The organism is Paenibacillus sp. V4I3 (assembly GCF_030817215.1).
In the GTDB taxonomy this organism is placed as follows: domain Bacteria; phylum Bacillota; class Bacilli; order Paenibacillales; family NBRC-103111; genus Paenibacillus_E.
In genome coordinates this window covers 4,607,072-4,623,473 of sequence record NZ_JAUSZA010000001.1, presented here as the reverse complement: position 1 = coordinate 4,623,473, position 16,402 = coordinate 4,607,072, and the positions used below count along the sequence as shown (strand labels likewise).

Below are 16,402 nucleotides of genomic sequence, written 5' to 3'. Positions count from 1 at the left end.
TTATGGAAACAGCTTCATTAGCGCTAAAGCACCTTCATGTTCTGGAGCTAATTCTAGCGTATTACGAGCAAAATCCCTAGCAGCAGCATCTTCTCCTACCTCGTAATAGCAAATAGCCATCTCATAAAGCACAGAAGCGTCATTCCTGTACTCGTTGTTGGTCCGTTCGTAGAATAACAACGCATCCTTGTACATATCCATTTGATACAATATCATAGCGCAGTCCAAAGCTAAGTCACGGTTTAATTCCATCGGATAATACCCATCCCACATCAGAAGTATACCTTGTCGAATGTCCGACAATTCTTCTTCCTCGCATTCGGGAATTAGATTCGAGAGGCGCTTCGCGCTTTGGAGGAACAATTGAGCATCATACCCACCCAAGCGCCAAAAAGCTAAGAGTTGGTTTATTTCCATGAGATCCAAATGCGAATCAAACCATTCTTTGATGCTGAAAAAATCATCTGGACCAAATCGCTCGACAAACCGTCGATAGGCTAAGCGTGTAAGGCCATAACTTTGTGGATTCGGCACCATAAGCATACACCCTATATTCAAATGGTTATAGGGATGTGATGTGAATAAGCTCATGGCACCCCTTTGCTCAAATACATACCCGATGGCATGATAATTGGCTGTCAGGGAAAAGCTTCCATGATGAATCAGCTTGGGAGGTTCATTATATTCCCAGTTCTCTATTCGGTGGTCACCTTTATCCGCAGTGAGCAGGATAAACCCCTCTTGCGAGAGCTGACTTAGTCGTTCCAAACATTGCAGGCCAACGGCCGGAAATAGGATATGGGAATCCTCCAGCTTCTGCGAATACAGCCCTACTACCTCGCGATACGGGTACGATTCCTGTTCATATTCATCCGCTCTTCGATAATGATACTCGGGAATGACGTTCTTCAGCATATCCGCAGCACTACGTTCGGCATCACCTTTCGGGAAGTGCAAAGAAACCATGCATTCATAAATTTTGTTTTCGTCTACATAGATCAGTTCTTGCGGAATACTATCAAAAAAGTAATTCGCAATAACCAGCAGAGGCTGCTGCAAGTCACCCGTTCTAATTCGATCACCAGATTGCGTCAAATGAAGCTCGGTACCCTGCACAGCATCAAATTGTGCAAAGTCCAGAACCCCTTGTTCCACAAAGGGAATTAAGCTGCGGTGCTGCTGCCAAAAGGCGATATTTTTGAACGCCAGATCACTCATGACATAACGAAATGGAGGAAGTGTTATACCTGAATAATCCCTCAGCTCACATAGTTCCTTTACGATATGATAGGCTAATCTGCCCGATCCCGCTCCAAGCTCCAGTATCGTCACCGGTTCCAACGTGTAACCAAGCCTCGCTCTATCTTGAAGAAACCCAAATACGATCTCGGCATACGCAACCGCAATACTTGGGTTACTAGTTATGTATTGTGGAACCTCTTCACTCTGCCATGCACCAATTCCCTGTTCCTCATAATATGTTCGCTGAAGCTCCCATATGGGTGCTTCACTGAAACGATAAATCTTCTGATCCCTATGTGTCATCGACTTGAACCTACTTTACTCCATTTTATGAAAAAACAACTCCCATCTTACCATAAAGTACCTCCTAATCAAAAATAGAAAGACAGTTACCCCATTTCTGGTTAACTATCTTTCTACTACCAGGATAAGAAAACTGATTTCATTTATTAAAGAGAATGCAATTCTTGATATGTTGAATGTTGTAATGCAGCTTTTTCTCATCGGCCGTGATTAGTTCTGCAAATGGAAGGTCCAGCTTCTGCAGCAAGCCAATTTTGTTGGCATGTAAACCTGAGTCAAAACAGACGATTTCACCTTCCAAATCTTTCAGCAGTTGTTCAAAAGTATTCGGGAGCAAAGCAAAAGATGGATCAGGTGAACTAGGTGTCAATTGAGTTAGTACTTGTGAATAAGGAGTCTGATGGTTTTGATATGGACTAATCCATTTTAGATGAAACAAAGGAATGTACATGATCTGGTAAAGGGGTGAATGAAACACCAAGTAGTCATGAGAAATATGTCTCACATAACCGTGGATTGATTGATTATTATTGATATAAATTTCTACGAAGCGATCGATCGCACTGCTTAAGATTTGGTGGTAGGTGATCTCACCTGTTTGCAAAGTGAGGTCAGGTGGAGAGTCCGTGATCGATTTGTCTAGGTTTAGTGTGATATTTCTAATATGAGCGATAGGAACATATAAGTACTTCTTTTCCATGTAAATGACAATGATATCTGGACCTACATCGATTAGGTAACCAATTTTATCCCCATCCCCAATCAACTCAATCTGAACCATCTTTCCAATATACGTGTTGAAAAACATCATGGTTGATAACCTCCTTATCTAGCATTTTTTTAATAAATCCAGTAAACCCAAAAGGTAAGACATATCAATGTGAATATTAAAGCAGGGGGTATTGTTATAAACGTGACCTTACAGTAATCCTTCCAATTCATTTTCACTTTATGCTGTTTAAGGATATGGAGCCAAATTAGCGAAGCTAGCGTTCCGATAGGCAGTAGCAAAGCCCCTAGATCACTACCAACTACACTGGCTAAGTAGGTTACTTTTAAAGTTAGTGGGTCTAACTCCATACCGGTTAACGTTAGTGTTCCAATCATTAATGCAGGGTGATTATTTACTAACATAGATAGGAGTGTGACTAGTGCTCCCATTAGCAAGCTCCCGTTTAATAAGTCGCCAGAAACTAATGGTTTAAAGGCACTAACAAGCATTTGAGTTAAGCCAATATTATTTAATCCAAATATGATAACGTACATCCCAAAGGCAAACACGAAAATATGCCATGGTGTCTTCTTTACCATATCGATTGGAGATATTTTGAGGTAAAACCAGCGCCAAGCAAGTAGAACAGTTGAACCTAGCACGGCTACGATACTTACAGGTATACCATAATAGGAGGCAATAAATAGACTTACCCGAACCATGAATACGAACAGTAATATATTTCTCATGAATTTTGTTCGATCTTGAATGGCTGGCAGCGTGTTTGGAAGTTTAACGTTGTTTAAGGGATGTTTTCTTGGTCCTATCGCGTTTAATGGTAATTTCTTTGGAAGAATGCGGTAGAAACAGAGGAATAATAGCAATAAAAATACGATTAACCCCAACGTTGATGGGATAAACATCATTAATGTGTGCATATATAAATCCATTCCGACAATTTTGAGCGCAATAAGATTAACAATATTACTAACTCCTATAGGAGCGCTAGAAGCCGTAGCGATTAGCGCACCGGAAAGTAAGTAGGGTATTTTCTGGTGATTTTTTAAACCTAGTTTCTCTAGAACAATGAGTAATATAGGCGTTGTTATCATAATACTGCCATCATTGTTGAAGAATAGAGTCATTAAAAAACAAAGTAGATTAACGTACCAGAATAGACGGATCCCTGATCCTTTGGCTCTAGCCATTAATCCTTCTGCCGCCCATTGGAAGAAACCAAAGCTTTCTAATACAATCGCCATGACGATAGTTGCCATAATCGTGATAGCGGCGTCACTGATGGTATCTATAATTTGAAGTAAATCAGCGAGAGAAACACTTCCGCTTAGAAGGACAAGGATAGCACCTCCCGTTGCGGGGATTGCTTCGTTCATGTCCTTAGGACGCCAAAGAATAAGGATAACAGTCATGACAAATGCAGCTATCGTAAGGGTTACCGTTGCGGAACCAATCATAAATTTTCACCCCGCTTTTTAGAAAAAGTCATCTTACTGTAATTCTGAGTCCTATGTGTCATGCATCTATTCTCTTGATGTAGGCAATTTCCGGTATACTCAAATCTACGGAAGATACATTTTCATAAACGACTTCTATCTCGGGCTGTAAAGGCGGTTTAAGTAAAAAGAAAAGTAGAATCCCTGCAAATATAATGATAAACATGACGACCATTGTCATCCCCTCCCTTCTACCATCTACCACCATCTATCATTAGTAGATACTGATACTGTATGTATACGGGACCTGTACTCATCTTGCTATAAACGGTTACCCCCTCTTTCAAATGTTCCACTCTTGTCTAGTAAAAGAGGAAATGGAACAAATGGAACAACAAAAAAACCAAATGCTATGGAGCATTTGGTTGGCTAAAGCTTTTCCATTTCTTGCTTAATAATTTCCCGCCTTTCCTTAATGTAGTTCATAATGAATTCAGGCTCACCTCTAAATTCCGAATAAGGCCACTTACGATTATGATCATTCAGCATATAAGGGGCTATCGTACCGTGTAAATGTCCAATCATCGGGGATATTTGTTTCCTTGTAAACGATGTACGAAGAATGGAGGTAAGAATTCGTTTATAACGCTGCCTAACACTCTTGAAACTCATCAATTTTTCGGTCAAGGCATTGTAGCCCTTAATTCGTACCAAATCACTGCCGCATACTTTCCCGTAGCAATTTCTCCCCCAAGTACCTTCGTAATCCCAGGGGATGATACGATATAATTTGGAAGGCTTATGACGATAGATCGCATAATTTTGATCAAACCCATCAAAGTTTCCGGTGAAAACGGCTCCTGCTAACCATCGCAAATAATTATCAATATCCAAATGGGATTGCAAGTATTGAGCTAATGGCTTCCCAGACAGTTTATTGATCTTGGAAATGAATGCGCTCAGTTCTTTTCTTTCGGTGCTTAAGCCCATGATTTGCTCGTACCCTTCAAACATCGTCCTCTTATTCCTTTTTGTTTCCGGGTGAAACAGTTCAAAATTGGCATCATCATCCACAGCATAGAATAGGGATTGCGCACTAATCCTCCTTTTCCTGAAGAAGTTTTTATCAACAGCTTCTATTTCTAAATAAACCCCCTGACTCTCTCCATTTAGCTTCAATTCAAAATGCTTCGTTTGTGGACTAGGCACACCAATTCGTTGGAAAAATCGAAATGAGAGCGCATTCCGTATCATCGAAGGATCGTCATACTCCGCATTCAGATGGTAAGTCTTACCTCCGCATACAATTTCATACGATTTCTTCGCATACTCTCGCGTGTGCCCACCCCGATAACGGACTTTAATAGGAAGATGTTTCCCTTTACTAATAAGTACACCGTTTACGAATTGCTTACTCCAAACATCTTCATTCAACTTTCTAAGCTGCTGATCCTGGATTACGATATGTCGAGTCGGTATCATGGCACACCGCCTTTTTACATAATAAAAAGCCTATCTATAGTAGATAGACTTTCATTCTAGATTAATTTATTCGTGATTATGAACGATTGCCACGGCTCTTGTTACCTCTTGTTTTGTTTCCACGAGTCTTGTTGCCCCTTGTTTTGTTTCCACCACTTTTGTTGCCTCTTGTTTTGTCTCCACCACTTTTGTTACCTCTTGTTTTGTCATTTTTTTGGACATTTGTTCTTTCAGTTTTGGTGCCTCTTGTTTTTTCATTTTTTTGAACATTTGTTCTTTCAGTTTTGGTGCCTCTTGTTTTTTCATTTTTTTGGACATTTGTTTTTTCAGTGTTTGTGCCTCTTGTTCTGTCGCTTTTGTTGCCTCTTGTTTTGTCGCATTTGTTACCTCTTGTTTTGTCGCTTTTGTTGCCTCTTGTTTTGTCGCTTTTGTTGCCTCTTGATTTGTCGCAATTACATTTGTTAGATACAATAACCTCCATCTTCAAAACCTCCTTATAGTTTATAGTGCAGTCTATGATAGGAGATTTGAATTGGATAGAGATATTGGTTGATATAGAAAAATTAATTATTAGTAGGTTCGTTCTTTTGGTGGAATTATTGCAAAAATAGATTCTAATCTAGTACCTCATCTCTAACGGATACATATACTTATATTACAAATGAGCAGCAATGACATTGGTACAGGAGGTGAACGCAAACTAGTAACCGCTGCTTATATCCAAACTAAACCACATTCCTGAGAGGGGAAATGACAAAATGAGTTTAAACTATTTAGGTTCATTAATTGGCACTGAGGTTAAAATCAATCGCGGAGGACCTGATTCTATCGTAGGTAGATTACTATCCGTCCATCATGATTATTTAGCAGTCCAAATGAAAGATGGCACTATTGTCTACATCCAATTGCAACATATCAAAAGCATTAGTAGTACGAACAGTAATGTAAGCAGAGGTAACAAAAGTAACAGAGCTCCTCAACGTTTTGAAAATGCGTATACCTTTGAAGGTCTCTTGGGTCAATTGAGATACACAAATGTTCAAATCAACCGCGGTGGCCCTGAGAAAGTTGAAGGTCTTGTTGTACATTCCGGGGATAACATCTTGCTGCTTGTTGTAAATAATGAAATCATCCGTATTCCAATTTTCCATGTTAAAAGTATTAATGCCCTTAACAAAAATAATAGCAAAGGCAACAAATCCGATAGCTCCAATAAAAACAATAAAAGCAACAAAAGCAACAAAGCAACCGCTGCACAAATCGTTGCGATTAAACTTATGTTAAAAAAATACCGCTCTCGTTAAATTTAGTAGAACTTGCTACATGATACCCATATCCTATAACCCCAATCTCGTCGCAGGCGCGCTGATTGCTACGGCATTCAGCGCGCCATTTGGGTTATTTATGTACTAATTCATTAAGGATCAAGCAGTTCTACTAGATTGAAAGGAGGTGCAAACTGTGGAACCTATGACTAAGCTAATTGATAAGCAAGTAGAGATATCGTTATCGGGGATCCAACAACCCTTAAAGGGAGTGCTGCTTGAGGTAGGCAGTGATCTTATCGTGATCTTCAATGAATTTCATTTTTACTATATTCCAATCATCCATTTACAATATTTAAAGCTCGATACCTATGCAAGCTCTTCTTCCATTGACCCACCTACGGAATATCCTTTTGATCTTCAGTCTGCCTCAATCTCTTATCGAAAGATGTTGATGAGCGCTAAAGGGATGTTCGTTGAAATATATATCACGGGCAATCAAAGCATACACGGTTACTTGACCCATATCATGAATGATTATTTCGCCTTCCACTCCCCTGTGTTTCATACGATTTTCATTTCGATGAAGCACGTCAAATATGTGATCCCTTACCATCCTAATACGACACCTTACTCAATGAAAATGGAGCATTTTCTCGTCCAACCTTCTCAAGTTACGTTTTCACGGACGTTTGATCAACAGTTGAAAAAGCTGGAAAGCCAGTTTGTGGTCCTGGATCTTGGAGAAAATCCGAGCAAAATTGGGGTTCTTCATACAGCGGACCATCCTTTTCTCGAGCTTCATACAGCTACCGGGAAATCGATATTGCATAGTGAGCATGTGAAAACGATTCATTTACCTTCTGTTCGCAAAGGCGACAATTTGGGAGGACGCATTTTCTAACGTTGACGTCCAGGTTGGACGTCATTTTGCTTTGTTGTGGCAATTGGGCCTTCTGGGCATACACTAACGCATAAACTTCGAGAGGAAGACCCTGATGACTTATAATTATGAAAACCTGCCGCAACCACTCCAATCTTGGACGTTTCAGCATCCTAACCAACCCCCAGTTCCTCATCCCGTATGGCCTTACATCGCTCAGGCTCCTTGGGCTCAGGATTTAGAACATGATTTCCGTGAAAGAGATCAGCCTCTCACTTTTGTTCTGATTCATGGCTCGTGGGCAGATGTAAGCTTCTGGTCGGGGATTGCTGCTGAATTACGCAAAAAAGGCCATACCGTGTATGTTCCTGAATACCCAGGACATGGCGCTGACCCTAACAAGGCTGCTACACATGCGATGATGACAAAATCCATCGCCGATTACGTAACATCACACAATTTAAAGAACATTATTTTGGTTGGACATAGCTTCGGTGGCAGTTTAGTCCCAGAAAGTAGCAGAGCTTATTCCAGATCGTCTGAAAAGACTCGTTTTTTTGAACGCATTTGTACTTAAAGATGGAGGAATGCTTGCCGATGAATTTCCTCCCCCTATGCAAGCGATGTTTAAGCAGCTCTTAGAAAGCTCTAAGGACAATACAGTGATGCTTCCGTTTCCTTTTTTTAGAGAATCCTTTGCAAATCTAGCAAGTTATACGCAAGCTCAACAACTCTATAAAAAAGTCACACCTGAACCTGCCCAGCCCTTATTCGAAAAGCTTGACTTGAAGAAATTTTACAGCCTGCAAGTACCCAAAAGCTATGTCCATCTGATGGAAGATACGGTTATACCACTTGGCAGTCCAGATTTCGGCTGGCATCCGCATATGTCAAAACCGGCTGGGATTATATCGATTTATTCAAGCACACGGTGATCATATGTCAACAGCACAATTCGAGCCTAAACTTATTGCACGAAAGATCTATGAAGCGTCTCGAGACTAACAAGCTACCAGTATTTGATAAGTATTTAATAATTCGTCCAACTCACCAGATAATCGCAATATGAACTCGGACCGCAGCTCGTACATGTTTCCCGCATGGTTAAGCTCATCTCTTTTAGCTTCTAATTTCTTCTCTATTTCAATTAACGGGTCCATATGCATGACCTCCAATCAATAGTCTATTATTTATATATTTTATACAAATATTGTTAAGGAAATATGAGTTTTGAAACATATACTACAAAAAAGCGCTGTTGTCAAAAAGACAACAAGCGCTTTTTTGGCTAAGAGCAAGTTGACTGACTTTTTTGCTTAGGATTTGAACGCAACCAGTTCAGCATATCGTCAATCGTTTGCACGGGTACAATAAGAAGCCTGGGTGCTCCTCGTCTTGCTTCTGACTCATTTAAAGAGGGAACAAAGAATACATCGGCATCCGTTCTGCTGACGCTATAGGCTTTCTGCTCTAAGCCTCCAACAGGACCGATCGAACCATCGGGCTCCATGGTTCCCGTCCCTGCAACGCGATTGCCATAAGTAACACCGCAAGGTGTAAGCTGATCAATCAATGTTAGTGCCAGCACCGCCCCATGTGAGGGTCCTCCCTCATGCAGTAAATAGTTATGATATTTCACCGGCTCTGGAATATCATATTGCACCTCATTCGCAACTTGAATGCCGAAGGCAGCACGACTCGGATCGTCCGGATTTGCTCGTGTCTTAACCGAAAGACTAACTTGCTGTCCGCCGCGCAGCACCAACACCTTCACCTGATCCCCCGGCTTGGACAATTTCATGCGGGCTGTCAGCTCTTGAACCGTTGTAACGCTATAACCATTTACTTCCACGATTACATCGCTTAGCTGCAAGATACCATTGCTAGGGCTATCTTTCAGAATAGCCGTTATACGAACACCGTGCGAGGTGATCCCTTTACCCTTACCTACTTTCTGATAAGCAATTGCACTACCCGCGGCGTTCGCATCCTCCTTCATCGTACGTACTTCTTGGTTGTACTCTCCCAAAGACATACCGAGATTCTTCGGTTCAAATGAATACTTGGCAAAAAGCTTCGCGTATAGCCAATCGATTGGGAATGCTGGCCGCTCAAAGACAAGCACACCCGAAATTTCTCCATGAACATTTCCCCCATTTGCCTGTGCGTAACGATTCATGTTTAAGGTCAATCCTGGGTAAGTGACCATGGAATTCGTCGGCCAGAACATCACAAGCAATAGTAACAAAGTGGAACCAAACAAAGTTATACTTTGACCAGGGATCTTGCGACGCATCCGTTCATGGAAAAATAAATCTATAAATACTAGTAACCAAATTATAAGAAAAGTACTCACCGAAATTTCAACCTTTTTCGGAATCGTGAGCAGGATAATTACACTCGCCAAGGAAGCTACGATTATTGCGATACAACGAACGCGAACCCAGACACTTCTTTGCGAGAACATATGCCAGAGTGCTCCAGCCATCCAAATTATAGGAATCAAGGCAAGAGCATAGATCAGCAGATCAATCGCATCTATCCAATAAATCCTTGTACCCAATCGCAAGGGATCTGGCAGCCAAATTAATTCCCCTGTTACAGCTAATATCAGGGCTAAAACCATACCCAAGTAGTAAAGTCTTTGCCAGCGTGCCATCCCTCAAACATCCCCTATTTCACCGAATTGTAAATTTACTCCATTCATTGAACGTACAACTTTAATAATAACGTTTAATCTGACTAACAACAATTGGAGTCGATCATCTAATTAAAAATAGCAGACACCCTAATCATAAGGTATCTGCTGCTTTTAACTAAGTTAACTCGTTCATATATTTCACGACTTCATCATAAGAAAGCTTGCCACCGAAAATGTCTAAGGCACTACCAATGGTGATATCAAGCTTTCCACTGGATAATTCTTTGAAGAGCTCAATATCCGCGAAGGATCTTGCTCCTCCTGCATAGGTAGTAGGAATTACAACCCATTCTGCCAATGTACTGACCAGGCTTTGCTGAATACCGTTTTGTTTGCCCTCTACATCAACAGCGTGAATCAGAAACTCATCACAATATTGTTCCAGAAATCGAATATTTTCTTTATTCAATTCAAAGTTACTCAATTGCTTCCATTGGTTTGTAGCTACGAACCATTTGCCATCCTTCTCTTTACAACTGAGATCTATGACCAAATTGTTTTTCCCTACCTCAGCTACGATTTGTTTGAGATTGTCCATATTCAGCTGCCCATCGCGGAAAATATAGGAGGTCACAACGACGTGTGAGGCACCTTGCTCAAGATAGTAGCTAGCATTCTCCGCATGAATACCACCGCCAATTTGTAAACCGCCGGGATACTCACGCAGCGCGTTCACGGCTTCATCCCTATTCCCGTCACCGAGCATGATGACATGTCCTCCAAGTAGATGATCCCTTTTGAACATCGTGGCATAATAGGTAGAGTCAAAAGAGGAAACAAAATTTTCTATGATTTCCTTTCCCTCCGTACTTAATGTCTCACCTACGATTTGTTTAACTTTACCGTTGTGTAAATCGATACAAGGTCTAAATTTCACGAAAATACCCCCACTAGAATCAATTGCTGCTAGATCAATTTTCCATCAATTATAGCACAAATAGCCCTCTAATGTTGCCCACAATGTCACCTCTATGTTATCGTTATGTGGTTAATAATTCCAATTCGATTTGGAGCTGATCAAATGAACCTATCCGATAAAACCTACAAGAATTTTCCACCGCACTCCTTGAAACTAATTGTCTTGTTTATTAGCTGGTACGGGTTAACTTTTGCGTTCGCAGCCCTATCCTACCCTATTTTTTCAAGTGTTCCTTATGACAGATCTATCACGAAGTCAGGCTTATACTATGGCTTTCTCTTTTCCGTAATACCTTATTTTTCGATAGGCAGTTGGGTTCGGAAACAGTCTTACTCGAACTTAATCTTTGCTTGGTTCTCCCTACTTTTCATTTTATTCATTGATAAATTTGTTATTATTTATATGATTGGAATTTTTGCGAATCTTACATCACTCAGTCATGACTTTTTCTTACAGAACGCATATGATTTAGCTTGTGAAGAACTTCCTTTCTATTGTCATCCGATGATTTACCTTGCATTCGGTACACTTTTAGCAGCCGCTTCTTATTTAACAGCATTCCTAATGAAAGAAAACCCCATCCGTAGATGAGGTTTTCTTGATTTATACCAATAAGATTTACTTTTTGGTGAATCCTTCTTCTGCCAGATACTCTTGAACCTCTTCATAGGTTTCAAAGGCACAGTCTAGATTGCTGCCTGCATAGATATACCATAAATCTTCAACAAAAGTTACGACCAAGACATGGCCGTCTTCATCTATCCAGTGCTCTTCTTGTTGTTCTGTATCCATCTTGGGAAGCTTCTTGGATGTCTTACCTGTTAAAGAATGAATCGACTTCTCGATAATGTCTCGCAGCTCTTCCGCGCTGAAATCACGGATATTGATTAACCCTTTGTTGTCCGTAGCATATCCTTTGATATATTCGGCGTAAACAAATCCATTTCCGTTTGGGTGCAGGTGATAAACAACGGTCTTCTTATCATAAGCACTATCTTCATAATGAAAATTGATCCGTCCAAGTGATACATTTTTCCGCTCTAACTCGGGAAAAGATTCCACGATAGCTAATTTTTCTTCTAAACTAAGCATACAAGCCTCCGTAATTTACTCAATAACCTGGATTTTAAACACGTTCTCCAATTTTCCATCTGATCTTTTTTTCAAAGGCACTTTAATGTCTCTTCCGAGTTCTTTGAAAAAAGTTTCGACATCACACTGTACATTGGAAAGGATAACTTTGAATGAACCGTCTTCGACAATGTTCTGATTAGCTTCTGCAAGGACCTTAACATCTACCGCGTATTTCTTCGTTAACGTGTTGATGTATCGGCTGAAAATTTCAATTAATTCCTCATTGTTAAAATTTTCAATAACCAGTTTTCCCTTGTTCGTAAAATTTAAATGAACGTTCACTTTTAAATGTCCCCTTTTCCTTTAAACCGTTTATTTTCTTGTGGGTAAAAACATGCTGACCGTCTGGTTCTTCCTCATTGAAAAGGATCCAATCCCTTGTTGGCATCGTTGGCACTACATCGATCAAAAAATGCTTCTCTTCTATTTTACTTGTTTTTATGGGTATGAAGCAATACAAAAGCCAAATTCATTTTTTAAAATAAAAAGAAGCAGGTCATTCCCTGCCTCTTCTTGTCTTATATTGTATAATTATAACACACTTTTATGAATTCTAAGCAAAAAGGATGGAATCCCAATGGCCTTTGGCATAAAAAGAGAAGAACTTCAACGATGGAAGGCTGCCGTAAGCCGCGGCGAGATTGCCTTTTTGACTCATTACTGGCTGGATAAACGCTTTGTTGGCATTCGAACCGTCACGAAGGTGGGCTGTTCTGATTTGGATCGGTTAACCAACTGGTGTGTGTCACATGGACTCAACCCGCAATATATTCACTTTAGCCCTTCCTATCCCCACTACGACCTCTTTGGCCCCATGCAAAAGCGAATATTAGAACTCGAGAATAAGTGGGACCAGATAGAGAGATTCAAACTCTAAAAACGTAAAAACTACCTTTACCGCTGCGCATGTTCAAATCGATGAATGCCAAAATCTGAGAGCGTTGAAGCAAGAATGGCTTCTCTGAGTTTAGTTAATCTCGGCGTAAATCTCACTTCAATATTTAATGCCATTAATTGATCTAATAAATGACTAATGGGCAGCATGTCTAATGGTCTGACCGTTTGCTTAGAAATGAAGTAACCAGCGGTTTCGTCAAACCGTTCAAAGCCTTCCCTTGCAAATGTATACCGATATATGGTTGTCTGACTGACCTGTGAATACCAATCGTTCTCCATCACCATGACCGTGTCAGAGAAACTTACTCCAAAAAATAGTCGCTCATCCTCTTCACTCATCGATTCAGACCTCTTGTAAACAATGCGCGGACAATTCCGTGGAACGTAAAAAGTAAAGGCATGCTCAGGGTCTATTGCCCATACAACCGGAGGCATATCTGTACGATTTGCCTTTACTCTCGGGATGAATACCTCAATATCGGGCTCATGGCTAAAATGATATAATTCCATCGGATCACCTCTTCATGATCCATAATTCTAGAAGCATGATGAAATACCTTTATCTAACATTAAGTCTCGTATACATAAATAAACCTTATGCTATACTAAATATTTGTAAACACAAAAAAATTGTAAATATGGAGTACCAGCCATGATCCCAAAACTTAAGATTACGTTCGTCCTCATTCTTTGCATCCTTTCACTTATATGCTTCTCTTTAGTTGCTACCTTCGTTCAGGGCCAACAGATCGCGCAATTCGATCATAATGTGATTACCCTCATTCAAGGTATGGAATCGCCTGGACTCACCTTACTTATGAAAGTATTCACTTTCATAGGTTCAACCCCGATAGTGGTCGTACTTGCCCTCTCTGCCATGCTTTTTCTTTATTTTGTTTTACATCATCGCTTTGAGCTCATTTTCTTTATCATCATAGTTGCTGGTACTGCCATTATTAATGTTCTGCTCAAATTATGTTTTGTTCGTCAAAGACCCGATCTGCATAGACTTATACAAGAAACTGGCTACAGCTTTCCAAGCGGACATTCCATGGAAGCCTTCGCACTTTACGCGTCTCTTGCTTTTCTACTTTGGCGGCATCTCTCTACGAGAATCGGAAGAAGTATCATCATTATACTCTGTGTCGTTATGATCATCCTTATTGGGATAAGTCGGATTTATCTGGGGGTTCATTACCCTAGTGATGTCATTGGCGGATACTTGGCAAGCGGGGTCTATTTCACATTAGGGGTATGGCTTTTTCAATGGTACAAAGAATATCGAGCTTACACCAAGACACTTAAGCAAAAAACCTCCTAACCGTACGCCATCAGTCGTGGAGGAAAATTTGCTAAGTATTCTCGCTAATTTTCCTCAATCTCGTTTCAAATCGACTTATGAAGACAATCGTATACTCGCCAATTGCTGCGATTTGTTCACGGACAAGCCCTGGAAAGTCTGAATGATGGATATCAATATAATCATCCAATTCATTGTACCAGGGCAATAAATTCATTCTGATAATTAACACACGTCTTTTCACCTTCGAATTCCACCTTTACAACGCCATACTAAAGTTTATTCGTATCGCGCTGTTTGTGTCCTAGTTGAATAAGCCAATTATAGTAAGGTTAATCCCCATTTCTTCTATTTCCTATGTAATAGCCCTACAAAAGATAGGGCTAAATTTATTGAAACTTCATCGGTTTAATAGAAACTTAGCATATTGTAATGGTGTCTCATACGTATTATTAAAAGTCTGATGCATTTTTAATTGCTTGAATTCATATCTTTGATCTCTTCCATTCACTTCAATAAGCTTAATTCGCCCATCATCGTCAACGCCAACATCCAATCCGACATCTGCTATGGTTGGGATTCGCTCACTCAGGTTTTCAACTATCATCAGTGAAACTTGCTCAACAGCAGCCTTCATGCGGTAAGGATCAAAGCCGCTAGCCCGAAACAATTCTTCACAACGCCTAGCTTCTCCGCCTTTAGCTAGATTCGTAACATGTCTACCTGATGCAGCAACTTTGCCTGCAATACCCGTTATCTGCCACTTCCCTTTATCCCCGCGCTGGGCAGAAATCCTAAGATCATACGGTCGACCATGATACGTTGCTAATGCAATCGCCTGTTGAATGAGATAGCTTTGTGTTCCAACCTTTTCATCGATAAAAGTTTGAGCTTTCTTTTCACTTAGCATTTTCGGTTCGGTATTACTCCAGCAAAGCTGCCAATCCTCGTTTTCCTTCTGAGTGACTTTAATCACCCCTTTACCAATGCTGCTATTCGTTGGTTTTACGTAAAGAGATGTATATCTTTCCATAGCGTCTACCAGTTGTTCTCGTGAGTAAGCCATAGATTCAGGAAGATACTCTCGAATTGATTTATTTGTCATTAGTAACTTGTGAATACGAAGTTTATCATGGCGATTTTGCCCATTGAATACAATACTTGATTTGGAAAGGAGCATTAATTGCTTTTGTAAATACGGCGTCAGCGTCATCGCACGGTTATGAGTGACTTTAGGAATAGGCACCCTAATAAGTCGATACTTTTTATTTTCATAGCATAAACCTAGAACAGACTTCTCACTAATATGCTGAAGGCACATGTAGAAAGGCGTCATCCCTAGATTTTCAGCTGCTTTATTGTAAAGATCGATTCGCTCATATCCGGTCTGCTGCCTGTGAATGCCTAAATAAGTTCTTCGATCTAGAAGAATTCCAACCACACTGCGCACGTCATCACCTTCGTTTAATAGGATCATCTTTTACACTGTATGCAGTCAGAGTTCTCCTGGTCCAAATCGCTGCAAAAAAGAGCCGCACAATGGCAGCTCCCCTGGTTGCATAATCATTATTACATTTTAAACTATTGCTCCTTATACATGTAAACCATCATTTCCTCATCATAGCCCTGACCCTCATATTCCAAAGCATTTCGTTCAACACCATACGTCTCAAAGCCTAATTTGCGGTAGAGCTCAATAGCTGCTCCGTTCGTGGTTACCACACAAAGGGTCACTTGCTTCAAACCTTCTAGTTGTTCCCCTCTACGGATCACTTCAACCATTAATTGTTTCGCAATCCCTTGCCCGCGGTAGTTCTCTGATACGTATACTCCCCAAATGAAGGCCTTATGTTTCAGCTTTAGACTTTGCTCTCTTTTAAATCCAACTGTCCCAATAATCTGACCTTCTGTTGTAAAAGCACCCAATATATAATTGCTGCTGTCCTGACCAATTCGTTTCTCCACTTCTTCCATTGGCAGCAAGACCGATTCTTCATAAGCAGCGCCGAATGCATCAGGATGTTTTTGCAGTGCCTCAAGCCGCAGCGCCCAATAGTCCTTCGCTTCTTCTACCCGAATATTTCTAATGTCGATCTTAGCTCTACTCATA

General features: G+C 40.5%; 21 protein-coding genes. 6 read left to right on the top strand and 15 right to left on the bottom strand.

What is annotated here, in order from left to right:
* From QFZ77_RS21245 to QFZ77_RS21220, 6 genes are all read right to left on the bottom strand, one after another.
* Window positions 1-1,545, bottom strand: coding sequence for an SAM-dependent methyltransferase (locus QFZ77_RS21245; RefSeq protein ID WP_307442445.1), 1,545 nt, complete (start codon window positions 1,543-1,545; stop codon window positions 1-3).
* Between the two features lie 139 nt (window positions 1,546-1,684).
* Window positions 1,685-2,356 carry a DUF2642 domain-containing protein gene (locus QFZ77_RS21240; RefSeq protein WP_307442444.1) on the bottom strand — a complete coding sequence of 224 codons (672 nt, stop codon included), beginning with the start codon at window positions 2,354-2,356 and terminating at the stop codon, window positions 1,685-1,687.
* A gap of 29 nt (window positions 2,357-2,385) precedes the next feature.
* The gene (locus tag QFZ77_RS21235; protein ID WP_307442443.1) at window positions 2,386-3,732 is read right to left on the bottom strand and encodes an arsenic transporter; all 1,347 of its coding nucleotides are present in this window, start codon (window positions 3,730-3,732) and stop codon (window positions 2,386-2,388) included.
* A gap of 58 nt (window positions 3,733-3,790) precedes the next feature.
* Window positions 3,791-3,946 (bottom strand): hypothetical protein, encoded by a 156-nt coding sequence (locus QFZ77_RS21230; protein ID WP_307442442.1) that lies wholly within the window; start codon window positions 3,944-3,946, stop codon window positions 3,791-3,793.
* Window positions 3,947-4,140: 194 nt separating this feature from the next.
* On the bottom strand, window positions 4,141-5,193 hold the full coding sequence (locus tag QFZ77_RS21225) for a CotH kinase family protein (protein ID WP_307442441.1): 1,053 nt from the start codon (window positions 5,191-5,193) through the stop codon (window positions 4,141-4,143).
* A gap of 66 nt (window positions 5,194-5,259) precedes the next feature.
* On the bottom strand, window positions 5,260-5,664 hold the full coding sequence (locus QFZ77_RS21220) for a hypothetical protein (RefSeq protein WP_307442440.1): 405 nt from the start codon (window positions 5,662-5,664) through the stop codon (window positions 5,260-5,262).
* A 287-nt stretch (window positions 5,665-5,951) separates the two neighbouring features.
* On the opposite strand from QFZ77_RS21220, the gene QFZ77_RS21215 reads away from it, so the two are divergent.
* The 4 genes from QFZ77_RS21215 (at window position 5,952) to QFZ77_RS21200 (ending at window position 8,276) form a co-directional block, all read left to right on the top strand.
* Window positions 5,952-6,497: a DUF2642 domain-containing protein gene (locus tag QFZ77_RS21215; RefSeq protein ID WP_307442439.1), complete on the top strand. Its 546-nt coding sequence runs from the start codon at window positions 5,952-5,954 to the stop codon at window positions 6,495-6,497.
* A gap of 166 nt (window positions 6,498-6,663) precedes the next feature.
* A complete protein-coding gene (locus QFZ77_RS21210) occupies window positions 6,664-7,362 on the top strand; it encodes a DUF2642 domain-containing protein (protein WP_307449702.1) in 699 nt (232 codons plus the stop codon).
* Between the two features lie 94 nt (window positions 7,363-7,456).
* Window positions 7,457-7,918: an alpha/beta fold hydrolase gene (locus QFZ77_RS21205; protein ID WP_307442438.1), complete on the top strand. Its 462-nt coding sequence runs from the start codon at window positions 7,457-7,459 to the stop codon at window positions 7,916-7,918.
* Between the two features lie 10 nt (window positions 7,919-7,928).
* Window positions 7,929-8,276, top strand: coding sequence for a hypothetical protein (locus QFZ77_RS21200; RefSeq protein ID WP_307442437.1), 348 nt, complete (start codon window positions 7,929-7,931; stop codon window positions 8,274-8,276).
* Window positions 8,277-8,342: 66 nt separating this feature from the next.
* Here QFZ77_RS21200 and QFZ77_RS21195 read toward each other — a convergent pair whose 3' ends face one another.
* The 5 genes from QFZ77_RS21195 to QFZ77_RS21175 form a co-directional block, all read right to left on the bottom strand.
* Complete coding sequence (locus QFZ77_RS21195; protein WP_307442436.1) at window positions 8,343-8,501, bottom strand: aspartyl-phosphate phosphatase Spo0E family protein; 159 nt, start codon at window positions 8,499-8,501, stop codon at window positions 8,343-8,345.
* A gap of 128 nt (window positions 8,502-8,629) precedes the next feature.
* On the bottom strand, window positions 8,630-10,000 hold the full coding sequence (locus QFZ77_RS21190; protein ID WP_307442434.1) for a PDZ domain-containing protein: 1,371 nt from the start codon (window positions 9,998-10,000) through the stop codon (window positions 8,630-8,632).
* A gap of 157 nt (window positions 10,001-10,157) precedes the next feature.
* Window positions 10,158-10,919, bottom strand: a complete 762-nt coding sequence (gene hisA / locus QFZ77_RS21185) for a phosphoribosylformimino-5-aminoimidazole carboxamide ribotide isomerase (protein ID WP_307442432.1) — start codon at window positions 10,917-10,919, stop codon at window positions 10,158-10,160.
* Between the two features lie 660 nt (window positions 10,920-11,579).
* On the bottom strand, window positions 11,580-12,053 hold the full coding sequence (locus QFZ77_RS21180; protein WP_307442429.1) for a hypothetical protein: 474 nt from the start codon (window positions 12,051-12,053) through the stop codon (window positions 11,580-11,582).
* A 15-nt stretch (window positions 12,054-12,068) separates the two neighbouring features.
* A complete protein-coding gene (locus QFZ77_RS21175; RefSeq protein WP_029198301.1) occupies window positions 12,069-12,377 on the bottom strand; it encodes a hypothetical protein in 309 nt (102 codons plus the stop codon).
* 295 nt (window positions 12,378-12,672) lie between these two features.
* Here QFZ77_RS21175 and QFZ77_RS21170 point away from each other — a divergent pair, with 295 nt between their 5' ends.
* Entirely contained in the window at window positions 12,673-12,972 is a 300-nt protein-coding gene (locus tag QFZ77_RS21170; protein WP_307442425.1) for a hypothetical protein, read from the top strand.
* 17 nt (window positions 12,973-12,989) lie between these two features.
* Here the strand turns inward: QFZ77_RS21170 and QFZ77_RS21165 are convergent, their stop codons facing one another.
* Window positions 12,990-13,502 carry a DUF6886 family protein gene (locus QFZ77_RS21165; RefSeq protein ID WP_307442424.1) on the bottom strand — a complete coding sequence of 171 codons (513 nt, stop codon included), beginning with the start codon at window positions 13,500-13,502 and terminating at the stop codon, window positions 12,990-12,992.
* Between the two features lie 142 nt (window positions 13,503-13,644).
* Here QFZ77_RS21165 and QFZ77_RS21160 point away from each other — a divergent pair, with 142 nt between their 5' ends.
* Window positions 13,645-14,313: a phosphatase PAP2 family protein gene (locus QFZ77_RS21160; protein ID WP_307442422.1), complete on the top strand. Its 669-nt coding sequence runs from the start codon at window positions 13,645-13,647 to the stop codon at window positions 14,311-14,313.
* Window positions 14,314-14,344: 31 nt separating this feature from the next.
* Here QFZ77_RS21160 and QFZ77_RS21155 read toward each other — a convergent pair whose 3' ends face one another.
* The 3 genes from QFZ77_RS21155 to QFZ77_RS21145 form a co-directional block, all read right to left on the bottom strand.
* Window positions 14,345-14,536 (bottom strand): hypothetical protein, encoded by a 192-nt coding sequence (locus QFZ77_RS21155; protein ID WP_307442420.1) that lies wholly within the window; start codon window positions 14,534-14,536, stop codon window positions 14,345-14,347.
* Between the two features lie 156 nt (window positions 14,537-14,692).
* On the bottom strand, window positions 14,693-15,769 hold the full coding sequence (locus QFZ77_RS21150; RefSeq protein WP_307442418.1) for a YheC/YheD family endospore coat-associated protein: 1,077 nt from the start codon (window positions 15,767-15,769) through the stop codon (window positions 14,693-14,695).
* Between the two features lie 104 nt (window positions 15,770-15,873).
* On the bottom strand, window positions 15,874-16,401 hold the full coding sequence (locus QFZ77_RS21145; protein WP_307442417.1) for a GNAT family N-acetyltransferase: 528 nt from the start codon (window positions 16,399-16,401) through the stop codon (window positions 15,874-15,876).
* Window position 16,402: the final 1 nt, after the last annotated feature.

Excerpts from the sequence above, each read along its gene's own strand:
- QFZ77_RS21245 (WP_307442445.1), bottom strand. The coding sequence starts at position 1,545 with ATGACACATAGGGATCAGAAGATTTATCGTTTCAGTGAAGCACCCATA.
- QFZ77_RS21205 (WP_307442438.1), top strand. The coding sequence starts at position 7,457 with ATGACTTATAATTATGAAAACCTGCCGCAACCACTCCAATCTTGGACG.
- QFZ77_RS21215 (WP_307442439.1), top strand. The coding sequence starts at position 5,952 with ATGAGTTTAAACTATTTAGGTTCATTAATTGGCACTGAGGTTAAAATC.
- QFZ77_RS21240 (WP_307442444.1), bottom strand. The coding sequence starts at position 2,356 with ATGATGTTTTTCAACACGTATATTGGAAAGATGGTTCAGATTGAGTTG.
- QFZ77_RS21160 (WP_307442422.1), top strand. The coding sequence starts at position 13,645 with ATGATCCCAAAACTTAAGATTACGTTCGTCCTCATTCTTTGCATCCTT.
- QFZ77_RS21190 (WP_307442434.1), bottom strand. The coding sequence starts at position 10,000 with ATGGCACGCTGGCAAAGACTTTACTACTTGGGTATGGTTTTAGCCCTG.
- QFZ77_RS21170 (WP_307442425.1), top strand. The coding sequence starts at position 12,673 with ATGGCCTTTGGCATAAAAAGAGAAGAACTTCAACGATGGAAGGCTGCC.
- QFZ77_RS21145 (WP_307442417.1), bottom strand. The coding sequence starts at position 16,401 with ATGAGTAGAGCTAAGATCGACATTAGAAATATTCGGGTAGAAGAAGCG.
- QFZ77_RS21195 (WP_307442436.1), bottom strand. The coding sequence starts at position 8,501 with ATGGACCCGTTAATTGAAATAGAGAAGAAATTAGAAGCTAAAAGAGAT.
- QFZ77_RS21180 (WP_307442429.1), bottom strand. The coding sequence starts at position 12,053 with ATGCTTAGTTTAGAAGAAAAATTAGCTATCGTGGAATCTTTTCCCGAG.
- QFZ77_RS21150 (WP_307442418.1), bottom strand. The coding sequence starts at position 15,769 with ATGATCCTATTAAACGAAGGTGATGACGTGCGCAGTGTGGTTGGAATT.
- QFZ77_RS21225 (WP_307442441.1), bottom strand. The coding sequence starts at position 5,193 with ATGATACCGACTCGACATATCGTAATCCAGGATCAGCAGCTTAGAAAG.
- QFZ77_RS21165 (WP_307442424.1), bottom strand. The coding sequence starts at position 13,502 with ATGGAATTATATCATTTTAGCCATGAGCCCGATATTGAGGTATTCATC.
- QFZ77_RS21230 (WP_307442442.1), bottom strand. The coding sequence starts at position 3,946 with ATGGTCGTCATGTTTATCATTATATTTGCAGGGATTCTACTTTTCTTT.
- QFZ77_RS21210 (WP_307449702.1), top strand. The coding sequence starts at position 6,664 with ATGACTAAGCTAATTGATAAGCAAGTAGAGATATCGTTATCGGGGATC.
- QFZ77_RS21235 (WP_307442443.1), bottom strand. The coding sequence starts at position 3,732 with ATGATTGGTTCCGCAACGGTAACCCTTACGATAGCTGCATTTGTCATG.
- QFZ77_RS21200 (WP_307442437.1), top strand. The coding sequence starts at position 7,929 with ATGCTTGCCGATGAATTTCCTCCCCCTATGCAAGCGATGTTTAAGCAG.